This is a genomic window from Pseudomonas sp. MSSRFD41 (assembly GCF_014230245.1).
Lineage (GTDB): Bacteria > Pseudomonadota > Gammaproteobacteria > Pseudomonadales > Pseudomonadaceae > Aquipseudomonas > Aquipseudomonas piscis.
Window position 1 is genome coordinate 1 of sequence record NZ_JACKZK010000040.1, and the last position, 18,961, is coordinate 18,961.

Below are 18,961 nucleotides of genomic sequence, written 5' to 3' on the forward strand. Positions count from 1 at the left end.
GTGCTCAAGTCGGGCCATCCTGATGACCCGAAATTGGCGTTTGCCCGGTAACGGGCAAGACGCTGTCTACAGGGGCCCGCTTTGTGTGGCCGCTGCCGCAGGCTGCGCACGCCTCGGGACGAGGCGCGGGCTCAGAAATTGATCGAGGCGCTCAGGCGTGCGCTCAGCGGTGCGCCCTGGAACAGGTAGTCGTCGCCCAGGTATTCGCCGACGTCACGCCAGTAGCGCTTGTCGAACAGGTTGTCCACGGTCAGGCGGAACACCGTTTCATGCCCGTCGATACGGGTGCTGTAGCGGCTGCCGATATTGAAGATCGCGTAGCTGCCGGCGCTGACGTTGCCCGTGCGGTCGGCGTACTTGCTGGCGCTGTATTGCATCCCGCCCAGCAGGGCCAGGCCGTCGAGCCAGGGCAGGGCGTAGTCGCCCTGGAGGCTGGCCCGCAGGCGCGGCACGTTGAGGGCCTGGTGGCCTTCGTAGGCCGGGGTGCCGGTGCCTTCGACCCGCGCGCGGATCGCCGCAACGCTGGCGGCGATCTGCAAGCGCTGGGTGGCCCAGCCATTGGCCGAGAGTTCCAGACCGGTGTTCTTTTGCTGGCCTTGCTGGATATAAGTGAACTGGCCATCGCCGTCCGGGCGCGCGTACTGGTAGGCCTGGCGCATCTGGAACAACGCAGCGGTGAAGCTCATGCGCTGCCAGTCGTACTTGATCCCGGTTTCGATCTGCCGCGATACGGTGGGGGCCAGCGTGCTGCCACCACCATCGGTTCTGGCGTACCAGGGGGCTTGCCCGCCGAGGGACAGGCCCTTGCCGTACTGGGTGTAGAGCGACAGGCCGGCCACCGGCTTGTAGATCAGCGCCGCCTGGGGCAGGAACATGTAGCGCTGGGTATGGCGTTCACGCGCGCCATTGGTGTCGAAGCTTTCTTCATCCAGGCGCACTTCACGCCCACCCAGAACGGTCTGCCATTGCTCGTTGAAACTGATGCGGTCGCTGAAGAACAGGCCGTACTGGCGACTGTCCAGGCGTTTGTGGGAGTCGTTGAGCGGCTCGGTGGAACGGGCAAAGTTGTCCGGCTGGCTGTCGATATTGCCTGTACCGGTTAGATACATCGTCTGGCCACGGTTAGATACCACTCGACGGAATGCACTGGTGCCCAGGCTCAGCTCATGCCCCAGGCCGGCAGTATCGAAGCGGCCATTGAGCACTGCCTGGATTTCATCGTTGCGTCGGGTGTCGTCGGGGCTGGGGAAATCGTAGATGTCGTAGCCGCCCTCGGGGCTGAAGTAGTTGCCGTTTTTGTTGATGCAACCGGTGGTGCAGCCACCCCACGCAAACGAGCTGTAGTCATCGATCACCACCCGGCTACGCGAGGCGCTCAAGTTGCCTTTCCAGTCGTCGTTGAAGCTGTACTCGAAGTTGCCGCTGATGTTCAGCGATTCGTTGGTCACCGGTTTCGAGCCGCTCTGGTGGGCCAGCAGCTTCTTCGGCGAGGCGTGGTGCGGCAGCGCCGACCCGCCCAGCAGCTGGTAGCCAGGGGCCGAGCGCTGCTCCTTGTTCTGGTATTCGATGTCCAGTTGCAGCAGGGCATTGGGGCTGATGTGCCAGTCGAAGGCCAGGGAGGCGAAATCCCGTTGGCCGTTGGCGTGTTCCACATAGGAATGCAGGTCTTCATGGGCCAGGTTGGCCCGCAGGCCGAACTGCTGCTCGCTGCCGAACCAGCCGCCGACATCGGTGGCCAGGTAGCCGCTGCCGCGATCGTCGGTGGAGACGGTGACCGAGCGAATATCCGTGGGGCGCTTGGTCACGTAGTTGATCAGGCCGCCGGGTTCGCTGACGCCGCTCTGCAGGCCGGACAGGCCCTTGAGCAACTCCACCCGCTGCTTGTTTTCCAGGGCCACGTTCTGCTCGCCAGCGATGGTGCGGCCGTTGATCTTGTAGCTGCTGGCGGCGTTCAGGGCAAAACCGCGCACCTCGAAGTTCTCGTAGTAGCCCACCGGCGCGTAGCTCTGGCCTACCGAGGCATCGTTCTTCAGCACCTCGCTGAGCAACCGTGCCTGTTGGTCCTTGATCATGTCCTCGTTGATCACGCTGATGGATGCCGGAGTGTCCAGCAGCGGCGCTTCGTCGAAGCTGCCCACCGAGGCACTGTCGCTGCGGTAGCCGTAGGCCTGGGTAGCGCTGACAGTCTGGGTCGGCAGTTCGGTGGCAGCACCTGCAGCGCTGGCGCTGCCGGCCAGCAACAGGCCGAGGGTCAGGCGATTGAGGGTGGGCCCGGCGGTGCGCGCTGGCGCTGGGGCGGTCGGGTGGATGCGGTTCATGGGCGTTCCTTAAGGGCCAGCCTGTCCCGTGGCAGGTGTCAGGGCATTCCTGCAGTAGATGTTCGGTGAGCCGTGCGGGCAGGGGAAACCGCAGGCTGGCGAGTCGGTGTGGGGCGGCGATCGGTGTGCGGTTTTCAGGCTGGCGCCATCATACAAGGTGCGGCGAAGGGGTAAAGGCGGAAGAGGCGGGGAAGCAGGGCGAGAGAGCGGTGGTTATCACGGACGAGGGAGGGGGTCAGCGCTTGGATTCCTCGCTGGTCTTCTGCAGGGCCTCGATCTGTCTTTCCAGGAACTCGACCCGGCGCAGCAGCAGGGCCACCAGTTTGTCGTCGATGTGGCGGACATCGTCGTTGGCCAGGGATTTTTCCAGGCGGTCGACGATTTCGTGGTTCATGCTGCGGTTTTCCTGCCTGGCGACGCGCTTGACTTGCGCATGCAAGTCATCGGGAAGACGGACGATGAATTTCTGGACTTGAGCGCGCATAGGGGATTTCCGGGCGGTTAAAAAATCGCATCATAAAAAGGCCTTGGGCAGGGTGGCTTCAGGAAAATTCCGAAAGAATGGCTGATTGTGCTGGGCAAGTAGTAGGCAATCATCGAGCCTCGACACCGGGGCTAGTCCCGATCACCTGCCTAGCGCTCAGGTACATACCGCAGCCCGATCAGCTCCCCATCGTTCCAGGTGGGTTCTACGCCTGGACTCCAGAGGACCGGGATCCTTTGCAGGATTCGCCCCTTCGTTTCCACGGCCAAGGGAAAGGCTTCTGGTTCCGGCGGCAAAGGCAGCTTCCATCCCGGCTCGCCCCGGGGATGGGCCAGCGCTAAGCGTTGCTTGACCAAAGCCTGGAGCGTCGATGGCAGGTACGGATAGGTGCAAGTCTGCTGCCTGGACAAGGACAGCCGGGTGAACTGCTTGAAGGTCACATAGCCCTTGTCGCCGGCCAGCGTCTCCAGGTCCTGCCTCGATAACACGTGGAACCGGGTGTCATCGAAGACGATCGCTCCCTGCTCTTCCCGTAGCGGCTGGGACAGTTCGGCGAGGATGTAGTAGTGAGCCTGGAAACCCTTGCGTTTCAGGTTCCTGTCTTGCAACAGGTTCCAACAAGCGGTCTGCTCGAGGCGCCAGCTCTTCGGTGAGGCAGTGCTCTTGATTTCGATGGTCAGGCCCCAGGTGAGTTGCAGATCGAATACGTCGCCCTGGTGCTGCTGCTCGAAACTCTTGCTCAGGCTTTTGCTGAGGTGGTCCGGGTAAGGGTTTTGCCTGGTGAAGCGCTCTACCAGGCACCCCGCGATCTGTTCGGCATGGCCAAGCGACTCGAGGCCCGGGCGCAGGAGTTCGGCCTCGGCACGATACCCGGGAAACAGCTTCCGCCACCCCAGGTGCGTAGCCCCAGCCAGGCAGCGGAGCTGGAGGTCAGCGGGCCAGCCATGCTATCCACCGGTAATGCAGGCTGGGCCATCGACCGGGCCGGGCTATGTAGCGGCCGGCTCAGCGCCGATCCAGCCACACGGTCTGGGCGTTGCAGAATTCACGCACGCCAAAGTGCGAGAGCTCACGGCCGAAGCCGCTTTTCTTCACGCCGCCGAAAGTCACCCGCGGGTCGCTGGCGCTGTAGCCGTTGATGAACACACCACCGGTTTCCAGTTCGTCGGTCATTTGCCGGGCGCGTTCCAGGTCGGCGGTGAACAGGGTTGCGGTCAGGCCGAATTCGCTGTCGTTGGCCAGTTCCAGGGCGTGTTGGGCGTCGCGGGCGGTGATGATCGAGGCCACCGGGCCGAACAGCTCCTGCTTGAACGACGTCATCTGGTCGGTAACGCCAGCCAGCACCGTGGGCGGGTAATAGTTGCCCGCGCCTGCGGGCTTGGTGCCGCCCAGCAACAGGCTGGCGCCTTCGGCCAGGGTCGCCTCGACCTGCTGGTGCAGTTCGTCGCGCAGGTCGAAGCGGGCCATGGGGCCGATGTAGGTGTCGCTGGCCAGCGGGTCGCCCAGCACCAGGGCGCGGGTGGCCTCGACGAAGCGCCGGGTGAACTCCTCCACCACGCCTTGCTCGATGATCAGGCGCTTGGCGGCGGCGCAGACCTGCCCGGTGTTCTGGTAACGGCCGACCACCGCGGCCTTGACCGCTTCGTCCAGGTCGGCGTCGTCGAGCACGATGAAGGGATCGCAGCCGCCCAGTTCCAGCACGCATTTCTTCAGCGCGGCCCCGGCCTGGGCACCGATGGCGATGCCGGCGCGCACGCTGCCGGTCAGGGTCACGGCGGCGATGCGTGGGTCGGCGATGGCCCGGGACACGCCGTCCGGGGTGACGTTGACCAGCTCGAAGACCCCCTCGGGGAAGCCGGCCTTGTGCATGGCTTCCAGCAGCAGGTAGGCGCTGCCCATGACGTTCGGCGCGTGCTTGAGCACGTAGGTGTTGCCGGCCAGCAGCGCCGGTACTGCGCCGCGCAGTACTTGCCAGATGGGGAAGTTCCACGGCATCACCGCCAGGATCGGCCCCAGCGGCCGGTACTCGATGCGGGCCTTGTGGTGTTCCACCAGGGTCGCTTCCGGGGCGAGCATGGCCGGGCCGTGCTCGGCGTACCACAGGCACAACTGGGCGCATTTCTCGATCTCGCCCCGGGCCTGGGCCAGGGGCTTGCCCATTTCCTGGGTGATCATGCGGGCCAGGGCCTCGCTGTTGTCACGCAGGACCTGGGCCAGGGCGACCATGTGGCCGGCACGGTTGGCGACGTCCAGGCGCTTCCATTGGCCGAAACCATGGCGGGCCCGTTCCAGGGCGGCGTCCAGGGCGACGTCCGACTGATAGGGATAGGCGCCGATCCGCTCGCCGGTGGCGGGGTTGATCGACAAGGCATGGGTATGGCTGGAAACAGAGGTCATGGCACCGTCCTGCAAGGTGGGAATGGCAGCAGGTTACGGGGCTGGTTCTTTGCTGAAAACTGAATAATATTGAGCAAGTCGTTCACGATTGGAGAATGAGATGGACCTGGTCCAGCTGGAGATTTTCAAGGCCGTTGCCGAGCAGGGCAGCATCAGCGCCGCGGCGCAGCTGATCCATCGGGTGCCGTCGAACCTGACCACGCGCATCAAGCAGTTGGAGCAGGACTTGGGCGTGGAGCTGTTCATCCGTGAAAAGAGCCGGATGCGCCTATCGCCCGCCGGCTGGAATTTCCTCGACTATGCCCGGCGCATCCTCGACCTGGTGGCCGAGGCACGCCTGACCGTGGCCGGCGAAGAACCCCAGGGCCCTTTTGCCCTGGGCTCCCTGGAGAGTACGGCAGCGGTGCGCATCCCGGCCCTGCTGGCGGCCTACAACCAGCGATACGCCAAGGTCGAACTGGACCTGTCCACCGGCCCTTCGGGGACCATGCTCGAAGGCGTGTTGTCCGGGCGGCTGGTGGCGGCGTTCGTCGATGGCCCGTTGCGCCACCCGAGCCTGGAAGGGCTGCCGGTGTTCGAGGAAGAGATGGTGCTGATCGCGCCCCTGGGCCATGCCCCCATCATCCGGGCGCGCGAAGTCAACGGTGAAAGCATCTACGCCTTTCGCGCCAACTGCTCCTATCGCCATCACTTCGAAAGCTGGTTCACCCAGGACGCCGCGGTGCCGGGCAAGATCCACGAGATGGAGTCCTACCACGGCATGCTGGCCTGCGTCAGCGCCGGCGCCGGGCTGGCCCTGATGCCGCGCAGCATGCTGGAAAGCATGCCCGGGGCGGCCACGGTGAGTGTCTGGCCCTTGTCCCCGCGCTTTCGTTTCCTGCAGACCTGGCTGGTCTGGCGGCGCGGCACCGTGTCCCAGAGCTTGAGCAGTTTTGTGCAATTGCTGGAGGAGCGGGGCATGGTGCTGGCCGAGGCATGAGCCGGATGGCCATGGGCGCTGGCACGGGCCAGCCGCTATCCGGTGGCCGTCTTGCGGCGCTGATGTTCAGCGCTTGCTCAAGGCCAGGCGCGCGGCGAACAGCATGAAGACCAGGCCGGTGGTGCGATCCATCCACTGGATCACCTTTTCCCGTCGCAGCACCCCGCTCAGGGAGCGAGTGGCGCCAATCAGCAGCAGTGCCCAGATCAGCCCGAGCATCACATGGATGCTCACCAGGCCGAAGGTCCAGGGCACCAGCGGCTCGCCCTGGGGAATGAACTGCGGCAGGAACGACACGTAGAAAATCCCCACCTTGGGATTGAGCGCGTTGCCCAGCATGCCCTTGAGAAACCAGTTGGCCTGGGGCTTTTCACTGGCCCTGGCGGGTACGAAGGCCCGTCGCGGGCGCAGCAGCATGTTGATCCCGAGCCAGGCCAGGTAGGCGGCGCCGCAGTACTTGAGCAGGTTGAAGGCCAGCTCCGACACCGCAATCAAGGCCCCCAGGCCGAAGGCCACGGCCGCGCCCCAGAGCAGGCAGCCGGCGTTGATTCCCAACGCTGCGCGCAGTGCCTGGCGCTTGCCTTCCACCGTGGCGGTGCGCAGCACCAGGGCGGTATCCAGCCCCGGGGTCAGGGTCAGCAGGGTGGCGGCCAGGGTGAAGGCCAGGAGGTTGTCGGTGATGGGCATGGGCAGGGCTTCAAGGCTGGGGGTGGTGAACGTTAGCACAGCCGTGGAGTGCCAATCTGCTCCACGGATGCCCGTGGTAGATCGCTGCCGCCGGTGGCCCGGAGTGAGTCTCAGGCCTTGCGCCTGACCAGTGCCAGATACACCCCGGCCTGTTTTTCCGATTCGATGTAATGGGCGCCTTCCAGATCGGCGACCTGAATCGGCTCCATCGCCAGTTGCAGCTCGGGGGCACCCCGGTAACGGTCGGAGCGATCGCTCAGTGCATGCCTGAAGGCTTGGAGAAAGGCATCAAGGTTGGCGAACTGGCCGTAGACATAGTTGCCTCGTTGGTCGCTGTAGAAGCGCGAGTAGGTCAGTAGCACGATGCCCCAGCGTTCGATGTGTTCGTCAGGCGTGGTGTGGGGAATCGGCTTGACCAGGTCCCTGCGAATTTGCCGAATCTTGTCATACGCATTCTTGTTGTTGTGCACCACCTTGAACTCTATGGCGGTGGAGGGTTGTTCGCCGTAGCTGTCCTCGACCCAGATATCCACCTTGCGTCGCTCGGCGGCGATCAGCCAGCGCGGGACGTTGCTGCGCGGCGGCTGGTTGGAGCAGAGGCGATAGTCCTCGCGTTCATCCAGCTGGCCGCCGAGGCCGAAGTGGTCGCGATTGATGTCCAGCAACGCCGCCGATTCCAGGCTCAGCCACAACTCGGGAGCGGCGGTGACGACGATGGATTTGAGGACGCGCTGGCGTTCCTCCTGTTGCAGGTGAGTCAGCAGCAGTTCGGTGAAGCGAGGAGCGAAGGACATGGGATCTCCGTATCAGGTGCAAAAAGGGCGGCAGGCTCGTCTGTAGGAGCGAGCTTGCTCGCGATGCTTGCCAAAGCACCGCGTGCTCCCTGTAAGTGGGCGTTATCGTTGATGTTCCGCGCCAGCCAGCGCGCTCCTGCCAGAGGCCGGCGGGTCAATACGGGCCGCGGGGTTCAGGGATGCCCAATTGCAGTTGCCGGGCTTCGATCTGTTTGTCCACGGCGCGTTTGCCACTGAGCAACTTGAGGTGCTGCACGCTGGGCGGCAGCTGGCTGTCGATCAGTGTCAGCAGGTCCAGCTGTGGGGCCTTGATGATGCGCAGGTCAGCGATGTTGGCGGTTTTCAGGCCGCTGATGGCCTCCAGGGTCTTGAGGTTGATCAGGCTCAGCTTGCGCAACTGCGGCGTCCCGCCAAGGTCCAGCCGGCTCAATTGCGCCTGATCCTCGATCCTCAACGCTTCCAACTGTGGAAAGCCCCCCAGGTCCAGCTGATTCAGGCCGCGGACCCGCAGGATGTCCAGTTCCGTCACGTAGGGGTTGCGCAGTTCCGGCATGCCCTCACGGCTGCCGAAACTCACTGACAGGCTGCGCAGGCCGGACATGCCGGCCACCATGCCCAGGGGCGTCTTGGCCGGCATGCGGTGCAGGGACAGGGTGGCGATGTTCGGGCACTGGCCCAGGACGTCCAGGTGGTGGCTTTGCGCGCTGATGGACAACTGCCGCAGGTCGGGCATCTGGCCGATGGGCGCCAGGTCGATGGCGGGCCCCTTGTCCAGGGAAAGCCGCAGTTGTTGCAGGTGCTTGAGGTTGGGCAGGGCCAGGAGCTCGGGCAGGCTGGCGCTGATGACTTGCAGGGCGAAATCCTTGAGCTTGTGCAGGCTGCCAATGGCTTCGAAGTGCTCCAGCGTGTCTAGGCAATCCAGGCTGAGGGACTGGACGTTGGGCAGGGCGAGCAAGGTGCGGCCGTCAAACGCGTTGCCTGGATAGTGGCTGTAGAAACGCACAGTGAGGCGCTCGCCGTAGCGGGCGCAGAGCGCGTCGAGCTGGTTCAGCAGATCCGCGTCATAGTGCGCGCCGCGTTCGAACTGGACGATGACCCGGGACTGTGGGTCGGCTTCCAGAGGGGGCTGGACTTTGAGTTTCAGGTCCTGCTGAGTCGGGGCGTGAATTCGGTTTGGAAACATCAGCGGTCCTTGATGATTTTCGCCGCGGCATCATGCCATTGCGCTGGCGCGGCTTCCATCGTCGAGTACGGCCAGCCTATGGATCGACCTGGCCCATCAGTTCGCTCACCGATTCCGGGCGCTTGGCGTAGCGCTGGGCCAACACCGCGCAGACCATCAGTTGGATCTGGTGGAACAGCATCAACGGCAGGATCAGCACACCCATGGTGCTGCCGGCGAACAGCACCTGGGCCATGGGTACGCCGGTGGCCAGGCTCTTCTTCGAGCCGCAGAACAAGATGGTGATGCGATCTTCCTGGTCGAAGCCCAGCAGCTTGCCCAGGACACTGGAGGCCAACAGCACCAGGCCCAGGAGGAGGCAGCAGGCCACCACCAGGCCGGCCAGGTCCCACAGCGGGATCTGCTGCCAGATGCCTTCGTTCACCGCCTCGCTGAAGGCCCCGTAGACCACCAGCAGGATCGAGCCCTGGTCGACGAACTTCAGCCAGTCCTTGTTGCGCCCGACCCAGGCGCCGATCCAGCGCCGGGCGATCTGCCCGGCAATGAACGGCAGCAACAGCTGCACGCTGATCTTGACGATCGCGTCCAGGGTCGAGCCGCTATCGCCGTGGACGTCGAGCAGCAGGGTCACCAGCAGCGGGGTGAGGAAGATCCCGAACAGGCTCGAGGCCGCGGCGCTGCAGATGGCCGCCGGGATATTGCCCCGGGCCAGGGAGGTGAAGGCGATCGCCGACTGCACCGTGGCCGGCAGCGCGCAGAGGTAGAGCATGCCCAGGTACAGGTCCTTGCCCACCATGGGCGATAGCAGCGGCTTGAGCGCCAGGCCCAGCAGCGGGAACAGCACGAAGGTCAGGCCGAAGACCAGCAGGTGCAGGCGCCAGTGGCCAGCCCCGGCGATGATCGCCTCGCGCGAGAGCTTGGCGCCGTGGAGGAAGAACAGCAGGCCGATGGCGAGGTTGGTCAGCCAGGCGAAGCCCGTGGCCACCTGGCCACTGGCGGGCAGGAAGCTGGCCAGCAAGACGACGCCGATCAGGGTCAGGGTGAAGTTGTCGGGTAACAGGCGGGAGCGCGACATGGGCAGGATCATCCGGGGGTTGCCAAGAACGATGGGGCGACTCTAACGTGGCTGTCATCTACCGACTAACGCCAAAGAGCCAGTTAATGCCGCCTAAAGGACATGAAAAGATCGTCAGGCGCAGTATTCCCGGTCTTCCCAGCTTGCCGCGGCCGGTGTACGGACGTACTGAGTCCTTGCCCAACCGGGCCCTGACCCGGCGCCACAGCCATCCCTGGGTGCAGTTGTCCTATGCCATCGCCGGGGTGCTGGAGATCCAGACCAGCGCTGGACGTTTCGTCGCGCCGCCACAACGGGCGGTGTGGATTCCCGCCGGAGTGCCGCACCGGGTGTTCAGTTCGCCGCGTACCGAAATGCGCAGCCTGTACCTGGATTGCAGCGTCACCGCCTGGGCCGATACCGACAGCTGCCAGGTGCTGGCGGTCAGCGACCTGCTGCGCGAGCTGATCCGCGCCTTCAGCGAGCTGCCGGTGGAGTACGTGCAGGACAGCGCCGACGGTCGCCTGGCCCAGGTGCTGCTGGACCAGCTGGCCGCCGCGCCGCAGCTGGACCTGATGCTGCCGCTGCCCCATGACGTGCGCCTGCGTTCGATCTACCGCAGCCTGCAGGCCCGTCCCGATCAGCAGACCACCCTGGGCCAGTGGGGGCAGAAACTCGGGGTCACCGAGAAGACCCTCAGCCGCTTGTTCCTCAAGGACACCGGGCTGACCTTTCGCGCCTGGCGCCAGCGCCTGCGCCTGCTGGGCGCCCTGACGCCGCTGGAGCAGGGCGAGCGGGTCACCGATGTGGCGCTGGCCTGTGGTTATGACTCGACCTCGGCCTTCATCGCCGCCTTTCGCCAGCAGTTCGACGCCACCCCGGGGGAGTTCTTCCGTGACGTGTGAAGGGCTCAGGTCCGTGGTGGGCGCAGCAGCTCGATGCGCTCCGGCGGCACCAGGGTGCGCAGGGTCTTGTACAGGGCCCGGGTCTCCAGCAGGTTCCAGATCCGCAGCAGGGTCTCCAGGGCATCCAGGGGCTTGCTGATAAAGTCCCGGGCGCCCAGGGCCAGCGCCCGCAGGCGGGTGTCACGGGTGGCGTCGGCGGTGAGCACCAGGATCGGCAGGTAGTCGTTGGCCGGGATCCGTCGATTCAGTTGTTCCAGTACGGCAAAGCCATCGAACTCGGGCATGTGCAGGTCGAGGATCACCAGGTCCGGCTCGAAGCTGTTGAACAGCTCCAGGGCGCGCAGCGGCTGGGTGCTGCTGAGAACGTTGTGCAGCCCTTCGCGGGCCAGCAGCTGTTCCATCAGGTCGAGGTTGGGGCGCTGGTCATCGATGATGAGGATGCGCAGATCGGCAGTCATGGGGGCTCCGGGAGACAGGCATCGAGGTGGGCGAAGAACACCGGGATGTGGATCGGCTTGGTCAGGATCGCCGTGGCCCCGGCATCGAGCAGGGCGCGCCGGGTCGGTTCGCTGGCGTCGGCGGTGATCATCAGGATCGGGGTGCTGGCCGTGGCGCTGGAGGCCCGCAGACGTTGCAGGACGTCCAGGCCGGGCAGGTCCGGCAGGTTGACGTCCAGCAGGATCATTTGCGGCGCGTGCTGGCGGGCCAGGTCCAGGCCCATCTGGCCTTGCATGCTCGACAGCAGCTGGATGCCCGGACGCCGTTGCAGCAGGGTTTCGATCAGCGCCAGGCTTTGCAGGTTGTCTTCGATGCACAGCACCTTGCCCTGGTAGCGGCTTGCGGGCTGTGGCGCCGGCACGTTCAGCGCCGGGGCGTCGAAGGGCGCCACGGCGGCTGCAGCGGCCAGGCGCACGAAGGGCAGCTCCAGGGTGAAGCAACTGCCGCTGCCCGGAGTGCTTTGTACGCGCAGGCTGCCGTCCATCATCTCCAGCAGGCTCCTGCTCAGGGCCAGCCCCAGGCCGGTGCCTTCGACCCTGGGGTCGGCGTCCAGGCGCTCGAAGGGCTTGAACAGGCGTTCCAGGCGTTCGGCGGTGATCCCGGCGCCGGTGTCGAGCACGCTCAGGCGCAGGCGCGATGCCTCGATCGCCACGTCGACGCTGACTCGGCCACCGGCGCGGTTGTACTTGATGGCGTTGGACAGCAGGTTGAGCAGCACCTGGATCAGGCGCTGGCGGTCGGCGACCACGCCGCTGTCCGCCGCCAGTTCCGGCAGCGGCTCCAGGGTGATGCCGCCGTCCGCGGCCATGGGCGACACCAGGGTCAGGGCTTCATGCAGCACCGCCGCCAGGGCCATGGGCTCGACGTTCAGTGGCAGGCGCCCGGCCTCGATGCGGGCAATGTCCAGCACCTCGTTGATCAGCCCCAGCAGGTGCTGCCCGGCCCGCAGGATATGCCCGACCTGGGGCCGCTGGCCGGCGCTGGAGTCCATGTCCAGCAGTTGCGCGAAGCCCAGGATGGCGTTCAGCGGAGTGCGCAGTTCGTGGCTCATGCGCGAGAGGAATTCGCTCTTGGCGCGGCTGGCGCTTTCCGCTTGCTCGCGGGCGGTGCCCAGGGCGATTTCCGCGGCGCGGCGGTCGGTGATGTCCCGGGTGATCTTGGAAAAGCCCCGCAGGGCGCCGCTGGCGTCGTACTGCGCGGTGATCACCACACTGGCCCAAAAGCGGCTGCCATCCTTGCGGCAGCGCCAGGCCTCTTCCATGTAGTGGCCGTGGGCGGTGGCTTCGCGCAGGGCCATGTCCGGGTGCTGGGGGCATTCTTCCGGCAAATAGAACAGGGAAAAATGCCGGCCGATGATTTCCTGCTCGCTGTAGCCCTTGATCCGTTCTGCGCCGACGTTCCAGGTGGTGACCCGGCCCGTGGTGTCCAGGGCGAAGATCCCGTAGTCCTTGACCCCGTCGATGATCAGCCGCAGGCGTTCCTCGTTGTCGCGCAGGGCCCGCTCGCGCTCGGCCAGCAGTTGCCCGGCTTCCACCAGGCGAGTGCCCAGCTGGCCGATTTCATCCTGCTCCGGTGCTTGCGGGCGCAGCGGCTGGCCCAGGGCCAGGCGCTGGGCATTGCCCTGTACCTGCTGTACCCGCGTGACGATGCCCCGGGACAGCAACAGCACCGCGACGATGGCGCCGAACAGACCGCAGCCGGCGGCCAGCAAGGTGGCGAACAGCAGGCGCATGCGGGTCGCCGCGGCGGCAGCGCTACGCTCGGCCAGCAGCGCATCCTCGCGCACGCGCATGGCGCTGATTTGCTCGCGCAGCACGTCCAGCACCTGTTTGTTGTCGATCAGGATCGCGGTCATCGTCGCAGCGTCGTCGCGGTGGCCGTTGCGCAGGGCCACCAGGCCGTCGAGCTTGGTGCGGATCAGCGGGGTGATGGTCTGCAGGTAGTCGCGCATGCGCGGGTCCTGGACATTCTGGTCCAGGCGTTGCAGCGCGGCCTCGATCTGCGGCCGGGCCTGGAGGTAGGCGGGCAGGAAGTCCTCGCGCCGGGTCAGCAGGTAGCCCCGCACGCTGGCGGCGGCCTCGGCCAGGAGGGTGTGCACCGCCTGGATATCGCCCTGCACCAGCAGCACCCGGCGCACGTCCTCCTCGGCGCGGGCGGTCTGGCGCTCGGTGCTGTAGATCAGTACCAAAGACAGCAACAGGATCACCAGCGGCAGGGAGATCACCACCAGCGCCTTGCCTCGCAGCGGCAGGTCGGCCCAGCGCCGGGCGTTGAGCAGGTTCACGGCCACTGCCCGGCAGGTTGCGCCACCAGTCCCAGGGCCATGCCGCGCACTGCGGCCTGGGTGCGGTCGGCGGCGCCGAGCTTGCCGATCACCCGTTCCACATGGGCCTTGGCGGTGCCGGTGGTGATGCCGAGCTTTTCACCGATTTCGCGGTTACTGAAGCCTCCGGCCACCAGTCCCAGCACCTGGCGTTCGCGGGCGGTCAGGGCCTGAGCCTGGGGCGCCTGGCCGTTGCCGCGTTCGCTCATGCGCCGCAGCAGGCGGGCGCTGACGGCGCTGTTGAGCGCCTCTTCGCCCCGGGCCACGCGCTGCAGGGCGTCGAGCACTTCCTCGCGGCTGGCGTCCTTGAGCAGGTAACCCATGACGCCGGCAGCCATGGCGGCTTCCAGGTGATCGGGACTGTCGTCCATGGTGAAGATCAGCACCTTGATGTCGGGCTGGCGCTGTTGCAGCAGGCGCGCGGCCCCCAGGCCATTGAGCAGGGGCATGCGGATATCGAGGATGGCCAGGTCCGGACGCAGTTGTTCGCACAGGGCCAGGGCTTGCTCGCCATCCCGGGCTTGGCCCACCACCTCGAATTCCGGGTTGCCCGCCAGCAGGGCGATGAACCCGGTGCGGGTGACTTCGTGATCGTCCGCCAGGACCAGGCGGATCACCGCTGTCATAACGCTTGCTCCAGGGCCTGGAGCGGCACGCGGACGAGAATCCGAGTGCCGCTGCCGGGCTGGCTGTGGCAGGTGAAACGCCCGCCCAGCAAATGAGTGCGTTCCTGCATGGCCACCTGGCCCCACTGTTCGCTGCCCTGGCCGGATGCCGGCTGGAAACCGGTGCCGTCGTCGCTGATGCCGAGCACGGCCTGGCCGGCTTCCAGGGCCAGGTCCAGGCTGACGTTGTGGGCCCGGGCGTGCTTGAGGATGTTGTTGATGGCTTCCTGGGCAATGCGGAACAGGGCGATTTCCAGGGCCACCGGCAGGCGCTCCGGGGAGCGCTGCCGCCAGTGCACCGCCAGTCCGGCGTCGCGCAGGCGGTCGGCCTCGCGGTCGATGGCCCGCAGCAGGCCGAAGTCGTCCAGCACATGGGGGCGCAGGCCGCCGATCAGTTGCCGGCCTTCGCCGACGCAGCCCTGGGCCAATTGCAGGATGGTCTGCAATTCATCGTGCAGGGGCCCCGGCAGTGGCGGGCAGCGCCCGGCGAACCCCTGCAGGCGCTGGTGCAGCCCGGCCAGGGTTTGCGCCAGGCCGTCGTGCAGGTCGTAGGCGACGCGCTTGCGTTCATCCTCCTGGGCGCTGAACAGGCGCTGCACCAGCTCCGACATGCTGCGTTCGCGGGCTTGCAGATCCTGCAGCAGGCGCTGGTTCTCCAGGTGCGTGGCCAACAGCGTGGCCAGCAGTTGCAGGGATTCCAGGTCTTCGCTGTCCGGTGCGCTGATGGGCACGCTGTTGGCCAGCAGCAGGGCGCCGAAGGCCTGGCCGTCGGCGCGGTGCAGCAGTACGCGCAGCACCCCGGCTTGCGCAAGCGGGCGCTCCAGCCACTGGGCCTGCCCGGCCACGGCACGCAGGGCCTGCAGGCATTCGCCGTGGCCCTGTTCGGCGCTGGCATGGACCACGCCGTCGCTGTTCCATTCCAGCAACAGCCCCTGGTCCATGGCGACAAAGGCGCAGGCCCGTTGCACCACCCGCTGGCGCATCTGTTCGGGGCCCAGTTGCAGCAGTTCCTGGCCGGTGTCCACCAGCAACCGCAGACGTGCGGCGCGGCTTTGCGACTGCCGGTACTGGCTGCGCAAGGACAGGGCGCTGGCGGGATCGAGGGACGGGCTGGGCATCGGGAAACTCCAGGGTGGGGCGGTGCAGTGGCTCGGGGCAGGGCATTAGACCCCGGGCCCGCTATCGCGCCTATCTGCCGAATGGCATAGAGCGCGGGCTCCAGTTGGCCGATGGCGCGGGCGGCGGCCCGGGACACAGTGGGGCTCATTGAAACCCACTGGAGTCCGTGAATGAAACTGAAACGCACCGCCCTGGCCCTGTTCGTCGTGCTGAGCGCGCCACTGGCTCAGGCCCTGGAAGCCACTCCCTACGTGTACCGCACCGTGGCCGAGCAACCGCAGAACCTGCAGGACCGGGAAATCGCCGGCCTCTTCGACCGCTGGAACAGCGCCCTGCAGACCGGCAACCCGCAAGCCGTGGTCAGCCTCTATGCACCGGATGCAGTGTTGCAACCCACGGTTTCCAACCAGGTGCGCAGCACCCACGCGCAGATCCAGGACTACTTCGAGCACTTCATGAGCTCGCGACCGGTGGGCCAGATCAACTACCGGGAGATCCGTCGCCTGGGTCCGGATGCGGCCATGGACAGCGGCGTCTACACCTTCACCCTGACTGCCGCCGACGGTAAGAAACATCAACTCCAGGCCCGCTACACCTTCCTCTACGAACGCCTGGGCGGGGAGTGGAAAATCCTCAACCACCACTCTTCGGCCATGCCGCAAGTGCAGCCGCAGTTGCAAGCCAGCCACTGATCCAGGCGCTGCACCCTGGCGCCGAGCCTTTGCTCGGCGTTGTTGTCACTGTTCGCGGTAGCGCCCCGGGGTCATGCCGAACCAGCGCAGGCAGGCCTTGTGAAAGCTGCTCTGGTCGCGAAAGCCCAACAGGGCGCCGATGTACTTGACGCTGCGCATGGAGTTGCGCAGAAAACTGTGGGCCAGCATCAGCCGTGCCTCGTCCAGCAACGCCGAGAAGTGCACGTCTTCATGGCCCAGGCTGCGTTGCAGGCTGCGGGTGCTGACCCCCACCGCCTGGGCGATATGCGGCAGGTCGCTGGGCGCGCCCTGGGCCAGGGATTCGGACAGGGCGCGGCGCACCCGCGCGGTCATCGAACCGCTGAGCAGCACATCGAGGCGGTTGCGGGCGTATTCCATGTGCAGCACATCCAGCGCCGGGTCGGCGGTGGGCAGGGCGATGGCGCAGTCCTGGCTGCTAAAGGTCAGGCTGTTGTGGGGCGCGCAGAACTGCAGGTTGTCACCCATCAGCCGGCGCAGCAGGCGCGTGTCCGCAGGCTCGGGGTAGGTGAAGGCCGCCAGCAGTGGCCGTGGCTTGTGCTGGGGCAGCAGCCAGTGCAGCAGGCCCAGGGTCTGGGCGGCGCCGGCGTCGATCACCGCCCGGGGAATCAGCGAAGGCTCGGCGGTGACGTCGAAGCCGATCAGTTGCAATGCATCGGGCTTGCGTTCCAGGCACATGTAGAAGCCGTTGCTGGTCAGCGCCTGGTAGTCCACCAGGCGCTGCAACGCCGCTCCCAGGGTTGCGCAGGACATCACCGCATAGCCCAGGGCTTCCAGGTTGGCCGGGTGGGCCTTGCTGTAGGCCAGCAACCCGAGGTCTGGATTGCCGGTGCGCCGGGTGGCTTCGCGCATCGCTTGATAGACCAGTTCCAGCCTTACGCCCTGGGGATTGTCCTCAACGTCCTGGATGCTGCTGCCGAAGGTTCTGAGCAGGGCATCGACATTGGCGCCGCCTTCTCTGATGACATCGGCAAGCACCCGAAAGCTGGCGCTGGTCATTCTGTGCATAGGTCTTCCTGGACTGGTGGCTAAATGATGTCGATGAGGCCATTTGCATGATTGCAATAAACAAAAGGCCGCAGACGAATAAGCACAGGCCCAGGTTTCCAAGGACAAGCGAAAGGTATCCGGGAACACTTCCGAGTGACCTGGGCAGGGTCGATCATGGTTGGGCAGGGACCCTTGGGCGCGCGCTGGCCGCTGTGTCACACCACGTCCGAGGGGGCATCGTTGGCTGGCCTATGGATCTGTCATGCAAAGCGTCAAAGACTTTTATCGCGAACTGGCCATGGGCCATTTGGTGCTGGCATTCCAGCCGGTGGTGTGGCTGCCGGACAGCAGTCGGGTGCTCTACCACGAAGGGTTGCTGCGCCATGTCGATGCCCAGGGCGGGGATGTCTACCCCCTGGCGCTGCTGGAAAAACACCAGCTGATGCGCGAGCTGGATCGCAGCGTGGTGCTCTGTGTGATCGATGGCCTGCAACGGGATGAACGCTTGCGTCTGGGGTGCAATATTTCCGCCCAGAGCGCGATCATCGATCCGTTCTGGTACGTCATCCTCCAGCAACTGCGGGATTTGCCCTCAGTGGCCGCGCGACTGGTGATCGAGATCACCGAAAGCGCCACGCCGCCGAGCATCGAGGCGGCTGGCGAATTCGTCCTGTGCCTGCGCAAGCTGGGCTGCCGGGTGGCCATCGACGATTTCGGCGCGGGCCTGGGTACCCTGGAGTTCATCCGCCAGACGCGGCCGGACATCGTCAAGATCGACAAGGGCTACATCCAGCGCGCCCGTGGTGAACTCAACAGCGCCCAGACCCTCAGCCACCTGGTGCAGTTGTGCAAGACCCTGGCGCCCTGCGTGATCGTCGAAGGGCTCGAGACTGCCACCGACCAGGGCCTGGCCATGGCCTGTGGTGGCGAGTGGGGGCAGGGCTATCTATACGGCCGCCCCCAGGTGGAGCGCCTGGGGCGACGTTGCCGCCTGGCGCCGCGGGTGCCAGCGCTGTGCACGCCGGATCAGGCGTAGCCTGGTTGCGCCAAGGCACGACGCATGCTCGCCCGAAGGGGCTCAATCAGCCTGCGGGGCGATGGGCGGGGCGTGGGCTGTCGGATCCTGCACCTGGGCACCGATGGGCAATGCCGGCAGGTCTTCCTCGGGAAGCTCCTTCATATTCACGTGCATGTTGCGCTTGGGCCGGTCCGGCTGGAACGCGTCGTAGGGCAGCAGCACGGTGTCGAGCGCCGCGTCCAGGGGCAGGCTGGCGATCATCAGGATCGGGCACACCACCGTCACCCAGCAGCCGCCGGTGATCATGCGTGCATAGCCCATGTCATAGCCGGTGAGCACTTGGGCGTTGGTCTTGACGCTGCGGTAGTAGCGGTCGTCGCGAAAGTCCAGGGCATTGCCACGGGTCATGTAGGTGCCGCAGCCGGACAGCAGCAGGGTGTTGAGCAGCAACAGGCAAGTGATGATTCGGATGATCAGGCTTCCACGCAGGGTCGAAACAGGGGCGGGCGAGAATCAGCGATTGATCGCGTCATAGGGCAGCAGCGCGGTGTCGGCCACGGCATCCACCGGCAGGCTGACGATGGCCACTACCGGGCAGACGATGCTCATCCAGCAGAAAAGCGTGACGTAGCCGTCGTAGCCGCTGGCACCGCGCATGGTCAGGAGCTCGATATTGGCCTGGGTGCCTTTGTAGTAGTCGTAGCGGGTGTGGGAATTGGGGGTGCGGGCGATCAGGGTGCCGCAGGCCACGAGGGACAGCAGGGGCACAACGAGCAGAGCATTGCGGACTTTGATGGCGCCATTCCTTAGCAAGCG

The 18,961-nt window shown here is 65.8% G+C and carries 19 protein-coding genes; 4 read left to right on the forward strand and 15 right to left on the reverse strand.

Going from position 1 to position 18,961, the window contains the following annotated elements:
• Positions 1 to 131 precede the first annotated feature (131 nt).
• The 4 genes from H7A76_RS30950 to H7A76_RS30965 all read right to left on the reverse strand — a co-directional run bounded on the left by H7A76_RS30950 (position 132) and on the right by H7A76_RS30965 (position 5,199).
• The gene (locus H7A76_RS30950) at positions 132 to 2,318 is read right to left on the reverse strand and encodes a TonB-dependent siderophore receptor (protein WP_185702035.1); all 2,187 of its coding nucleotides are present in this window, start codon (positions 2,316 to 2,318) and stop codon (positions 132 to 134) included.
• Positions 2,319 to 2,553: 235 nt separating this feature from the next.
• The gene (locus H7A76_RS30955) at positions 2,554 to 2,802 is read right to left on the reverse strand and encodes an Arc family DNA-binding protein (protein WP_185702036.1); all 249 of its coding nucleotides are present in this window, start codon (positions 2,800 to 2,802) and stop codon (positions 2,554 to 2,556) included.
• A 149-nt stretch (positions 2,803 to 2,951) separates the two neighbouring features.
• Positions 2,952 to 3,410, reverse strand: a complete 459-nt coding sequence (locus tag H7A76_RS30960; protein WP_185702037.1) for a hypothetical protein — start codon at positions 3,408 to 3,410, stop codon at positions 2,952 to 2,954.
• Positions 3,411 to 3,807: 397 nt separating this feature from the next.
• Positions 3,808 to 5,199, reverse strand: coding sequence for an aldehyde dehydrogenase family protein (locus H7A76_RS30965; RefSeq protein ID WP_185702038.1), 1,392 nt, complete (start codon positions 5,197 to 5,199; stop codon positions 3,808 to 3,810).
• A 100-nt stretch (positions 5,200 to 5,299) separates the two neighbouring features.
• Between H7A76_RS30965 and ptrR the strand changes: the two genes are divergently transcribed.
• Entirely contained in the window at positions 5,300 to 6,178 is an 879-nt protein-coding gene (gene ptrR / locus H7A76_RS30970) for a putrescine utilization regulator PtrR (RefSeq protein ID WP_185702039.1), read from the forward strand.
• 66 nt (positions 6,179 to 6,244) lie between these two features.
• Here ptrR and H7A76_RS30975 read toward each other — a convergent pair whose 3' ends face one another.
• The 4 genes from H7A76_RS30975 to H7A76_RS30990 all read right to left on the reverse strand — a co-directional run bounded on the left by H7A76_RS30975 (position 6,245) and on the right by H7A76_RS30990 (position 9,917).
• The gene (locus H7A76_RS30975) at positions 6,245 to 6,865 is read right to left on the reverse strand and encodes a LysE family translocator (protein WP_185702040.1); all 621 of its coding nucleotides are present in this window, start codon (positions 6,863 to 6,865) and stop codon (positions 6,245 to 6,247) included.
• A 110-nt stretch (positions 6,866 to 6,975) separates the two neighbouring features.
• Positions 6,976 to 7,659: a hypothetical protein gene (locus H7A76_RS30980; RefSeq protein WP_185702041.1), complete on the reverse strand. Its 684-nt coding sequence runs from the start codon at positions 7,657 to 7,659 to the stop codon at positions 6,976 to 6,978.
• A 154-nt stretch (positions 7,660 to 7,813) separates the two neighbouring features.
• Entirely contained in the window at positions 7,814 to 8,842 is a 1,029-nt protein-coding gene (locus tag H7A76_RS30985; protein WP_185702042.1) for a hypothetical protein, read from the reverse strand.
• Positions 8,843 to 8,918: 76 nt separating this feature from the next.
• On the reverse strand, positions 8,919 to 9,917 hold the full coding sequence (locus tag H7A76_RS30990; protein ID WP_185702043.1) for a bile acid:sodium symporter family protein: 999 nt from the start codon (positions 9,915 to 9,917) through the stop codon (positions 8,919 to 8,921).
• An 86-nt stretch (positions 9,918 to 10,003) separates the two neighbouring features.
• On the opposite strand from H7A76_RS30990, the gene H7A76_RS30995 reads away from it, so the two are divergent.
• On the forward strand, positions 10,004 to 10,801 hold the full coding sequence (locus tag H7A76_RS30995; RefSeq protein WP_185702044.1) for an AraC family transcriptional regulator: 798 nt from the start codon (positions 10,004 to 10,006) through the stop codon (positions 10,799 to 10,801).
• 5 nt (positions 10,802 to 10,806) lie between these two features.
• Here the strand turns inward: H7A76_RS30995 and H7A76_RS31000 are convergent, their stop codons facing one another.
• Genes H7A76_RS31000 through H7A76_RS31015 form a run of 4 tightly spaced genes read right to left on the reverse strand, consistent with a single transcriptional unit; the run spans position 10,807 to position 15,405 of the window.
• Positions 10,807 to 11,259, reverse strand: a complete 453-nt coding sequence (locus H7A76_RS31000) for a response regulator (RefSeq protein ID WP_185702045.1) — start codon at positions 11,257 to 11,259, stop codon at positions 10,807 to 10,809.
• Positions 11,256 to 13,583, reverse strand: a complete 2,328-nt coding sequence (locus H7A76_RS31005) for an ATP-binding protein (RefSeq protein ID WP_185702046.1) — start codon at positions 13,581 to 13,583, stop codon at positions 11,256 to 11,258. Before H7A76_RS31005 ends, H7A76_RS31000 begins: the two co-directional genes overlap by 4 nt.
• Positions 13,580 to 14,248 (reverse strand): response regulator transcription factor, encoded by a 669-nt coding sequence (locus H7A76_RS31010; RefSeq protein WP_185702047.1) that lies wholly within the window; start codon positions 14,246 to 14,248, stop codon positions 13,580 to 13,582. The genes H7A76_RS31005 and H7A76_RS31010 overlap by 4 nt, the downstream gene beginning before the upstream one ends.
• Entirely contained in the window at positions 14,245 to 15,405 is a 1,161-nt protein-coding gene (locus H7A76_RS31015; RefSeq protein WP_185702048.1) for a sensor histidine kinase, read from the reverse strand. The genes H7A76_RS31010 and H7A76_RS31015 overlap by 4 nt, the downstream gene beginning before the upstream one ends.
• Before the next feature lie 171 nt (positions 15,406 to 15,576).
• Here H7A76_RS31015 and H7A76_RS31020 point away from each other — a divergent pair, with 171 nt between their 5' ends.
• Positions 15,577 to 16,098 carry an SgcJ/EcaC family oxidoreductase gene (locus H7A76_RS31020; protein WP_185702049.1) on the forward strand — a complete coding sequence of 174 codons (522 nt, stop codon included), beginning with the start codon at positions 15,577 to 15,579 and terminating at the stop codon, positions 16,096 to 16,098.
• A 45-nt stretch (positions 16,099 to 16,143) separates the two neighbouring features.
• Here H7A76_RS31020 and H7A76_RS31025 read toward each other — a convergent pair whose 3' ends face one another.
• A complete protein-coding gene (locus H7A76_RS31025; RefSeq protein ID WP_185702050.1) occupies positions 16,144 to 17,145 on the reverse strand; it encodes an AraC family transcriptional regulator in 1,002 nt (333 codons plus the stop codon).
• Between the two features lie 244 nt (positions 17,146 to 17,389).
• On the opposite strand from H7A76_RS31025, the gene H7A76_RS31030 reads away from it, so the two are divergent.
• The gene (locus H7A76_RS31030; protein WP_185702051.1) at positions 17,390 to 18,163 is read left to right on the forward strand and encodes an EAL domain-containing protein; all 774 of its coding nucleotides are present in this window, start codon (positions 17,390 to 17,392) and stop codon (positions 18,161 to 18,163) included.
• 42 nt (positions 18,164 to 18,205) lie between these two features.
• On the opposite strand, the gene H7A76_RS31035 is transcribed toward H7A76_RS31030, so the two are convergent.
• Both H7A76_RS31035 and H7A76_RS31040 read right to left on the reverse strand, forming a co-directional pair.
• Positions 18,206 to 18,595: a YceK/YidQ family lipoprotein gene (locus tag H7A76_RS31035; RefSeq protein WP_260498130.1), complete on the reverse strand. Its 390-nt coding sequence runs from the start codon at positions 18,593 to 18,595 to the stop codon at positions 18,206 to 18,208.
• 63 nt (positions 18,596 to 18,658) lie between these two features.
• The gene (locus H7A76_RS31040; protein ID WP_409519233.1) at positions 18,659 to 18,913 is read right to left on the reverse strand and encodes a YceK/YidQ family lipoprotein; all 255 of its coding nucleotides are present in this window, start codon (positions 18,911 to 18,913) and stop codon (positions 18,659 to 18,661) included.
• Positions 18,914 to 18,961: the final 48 nt, after the last annotated feature.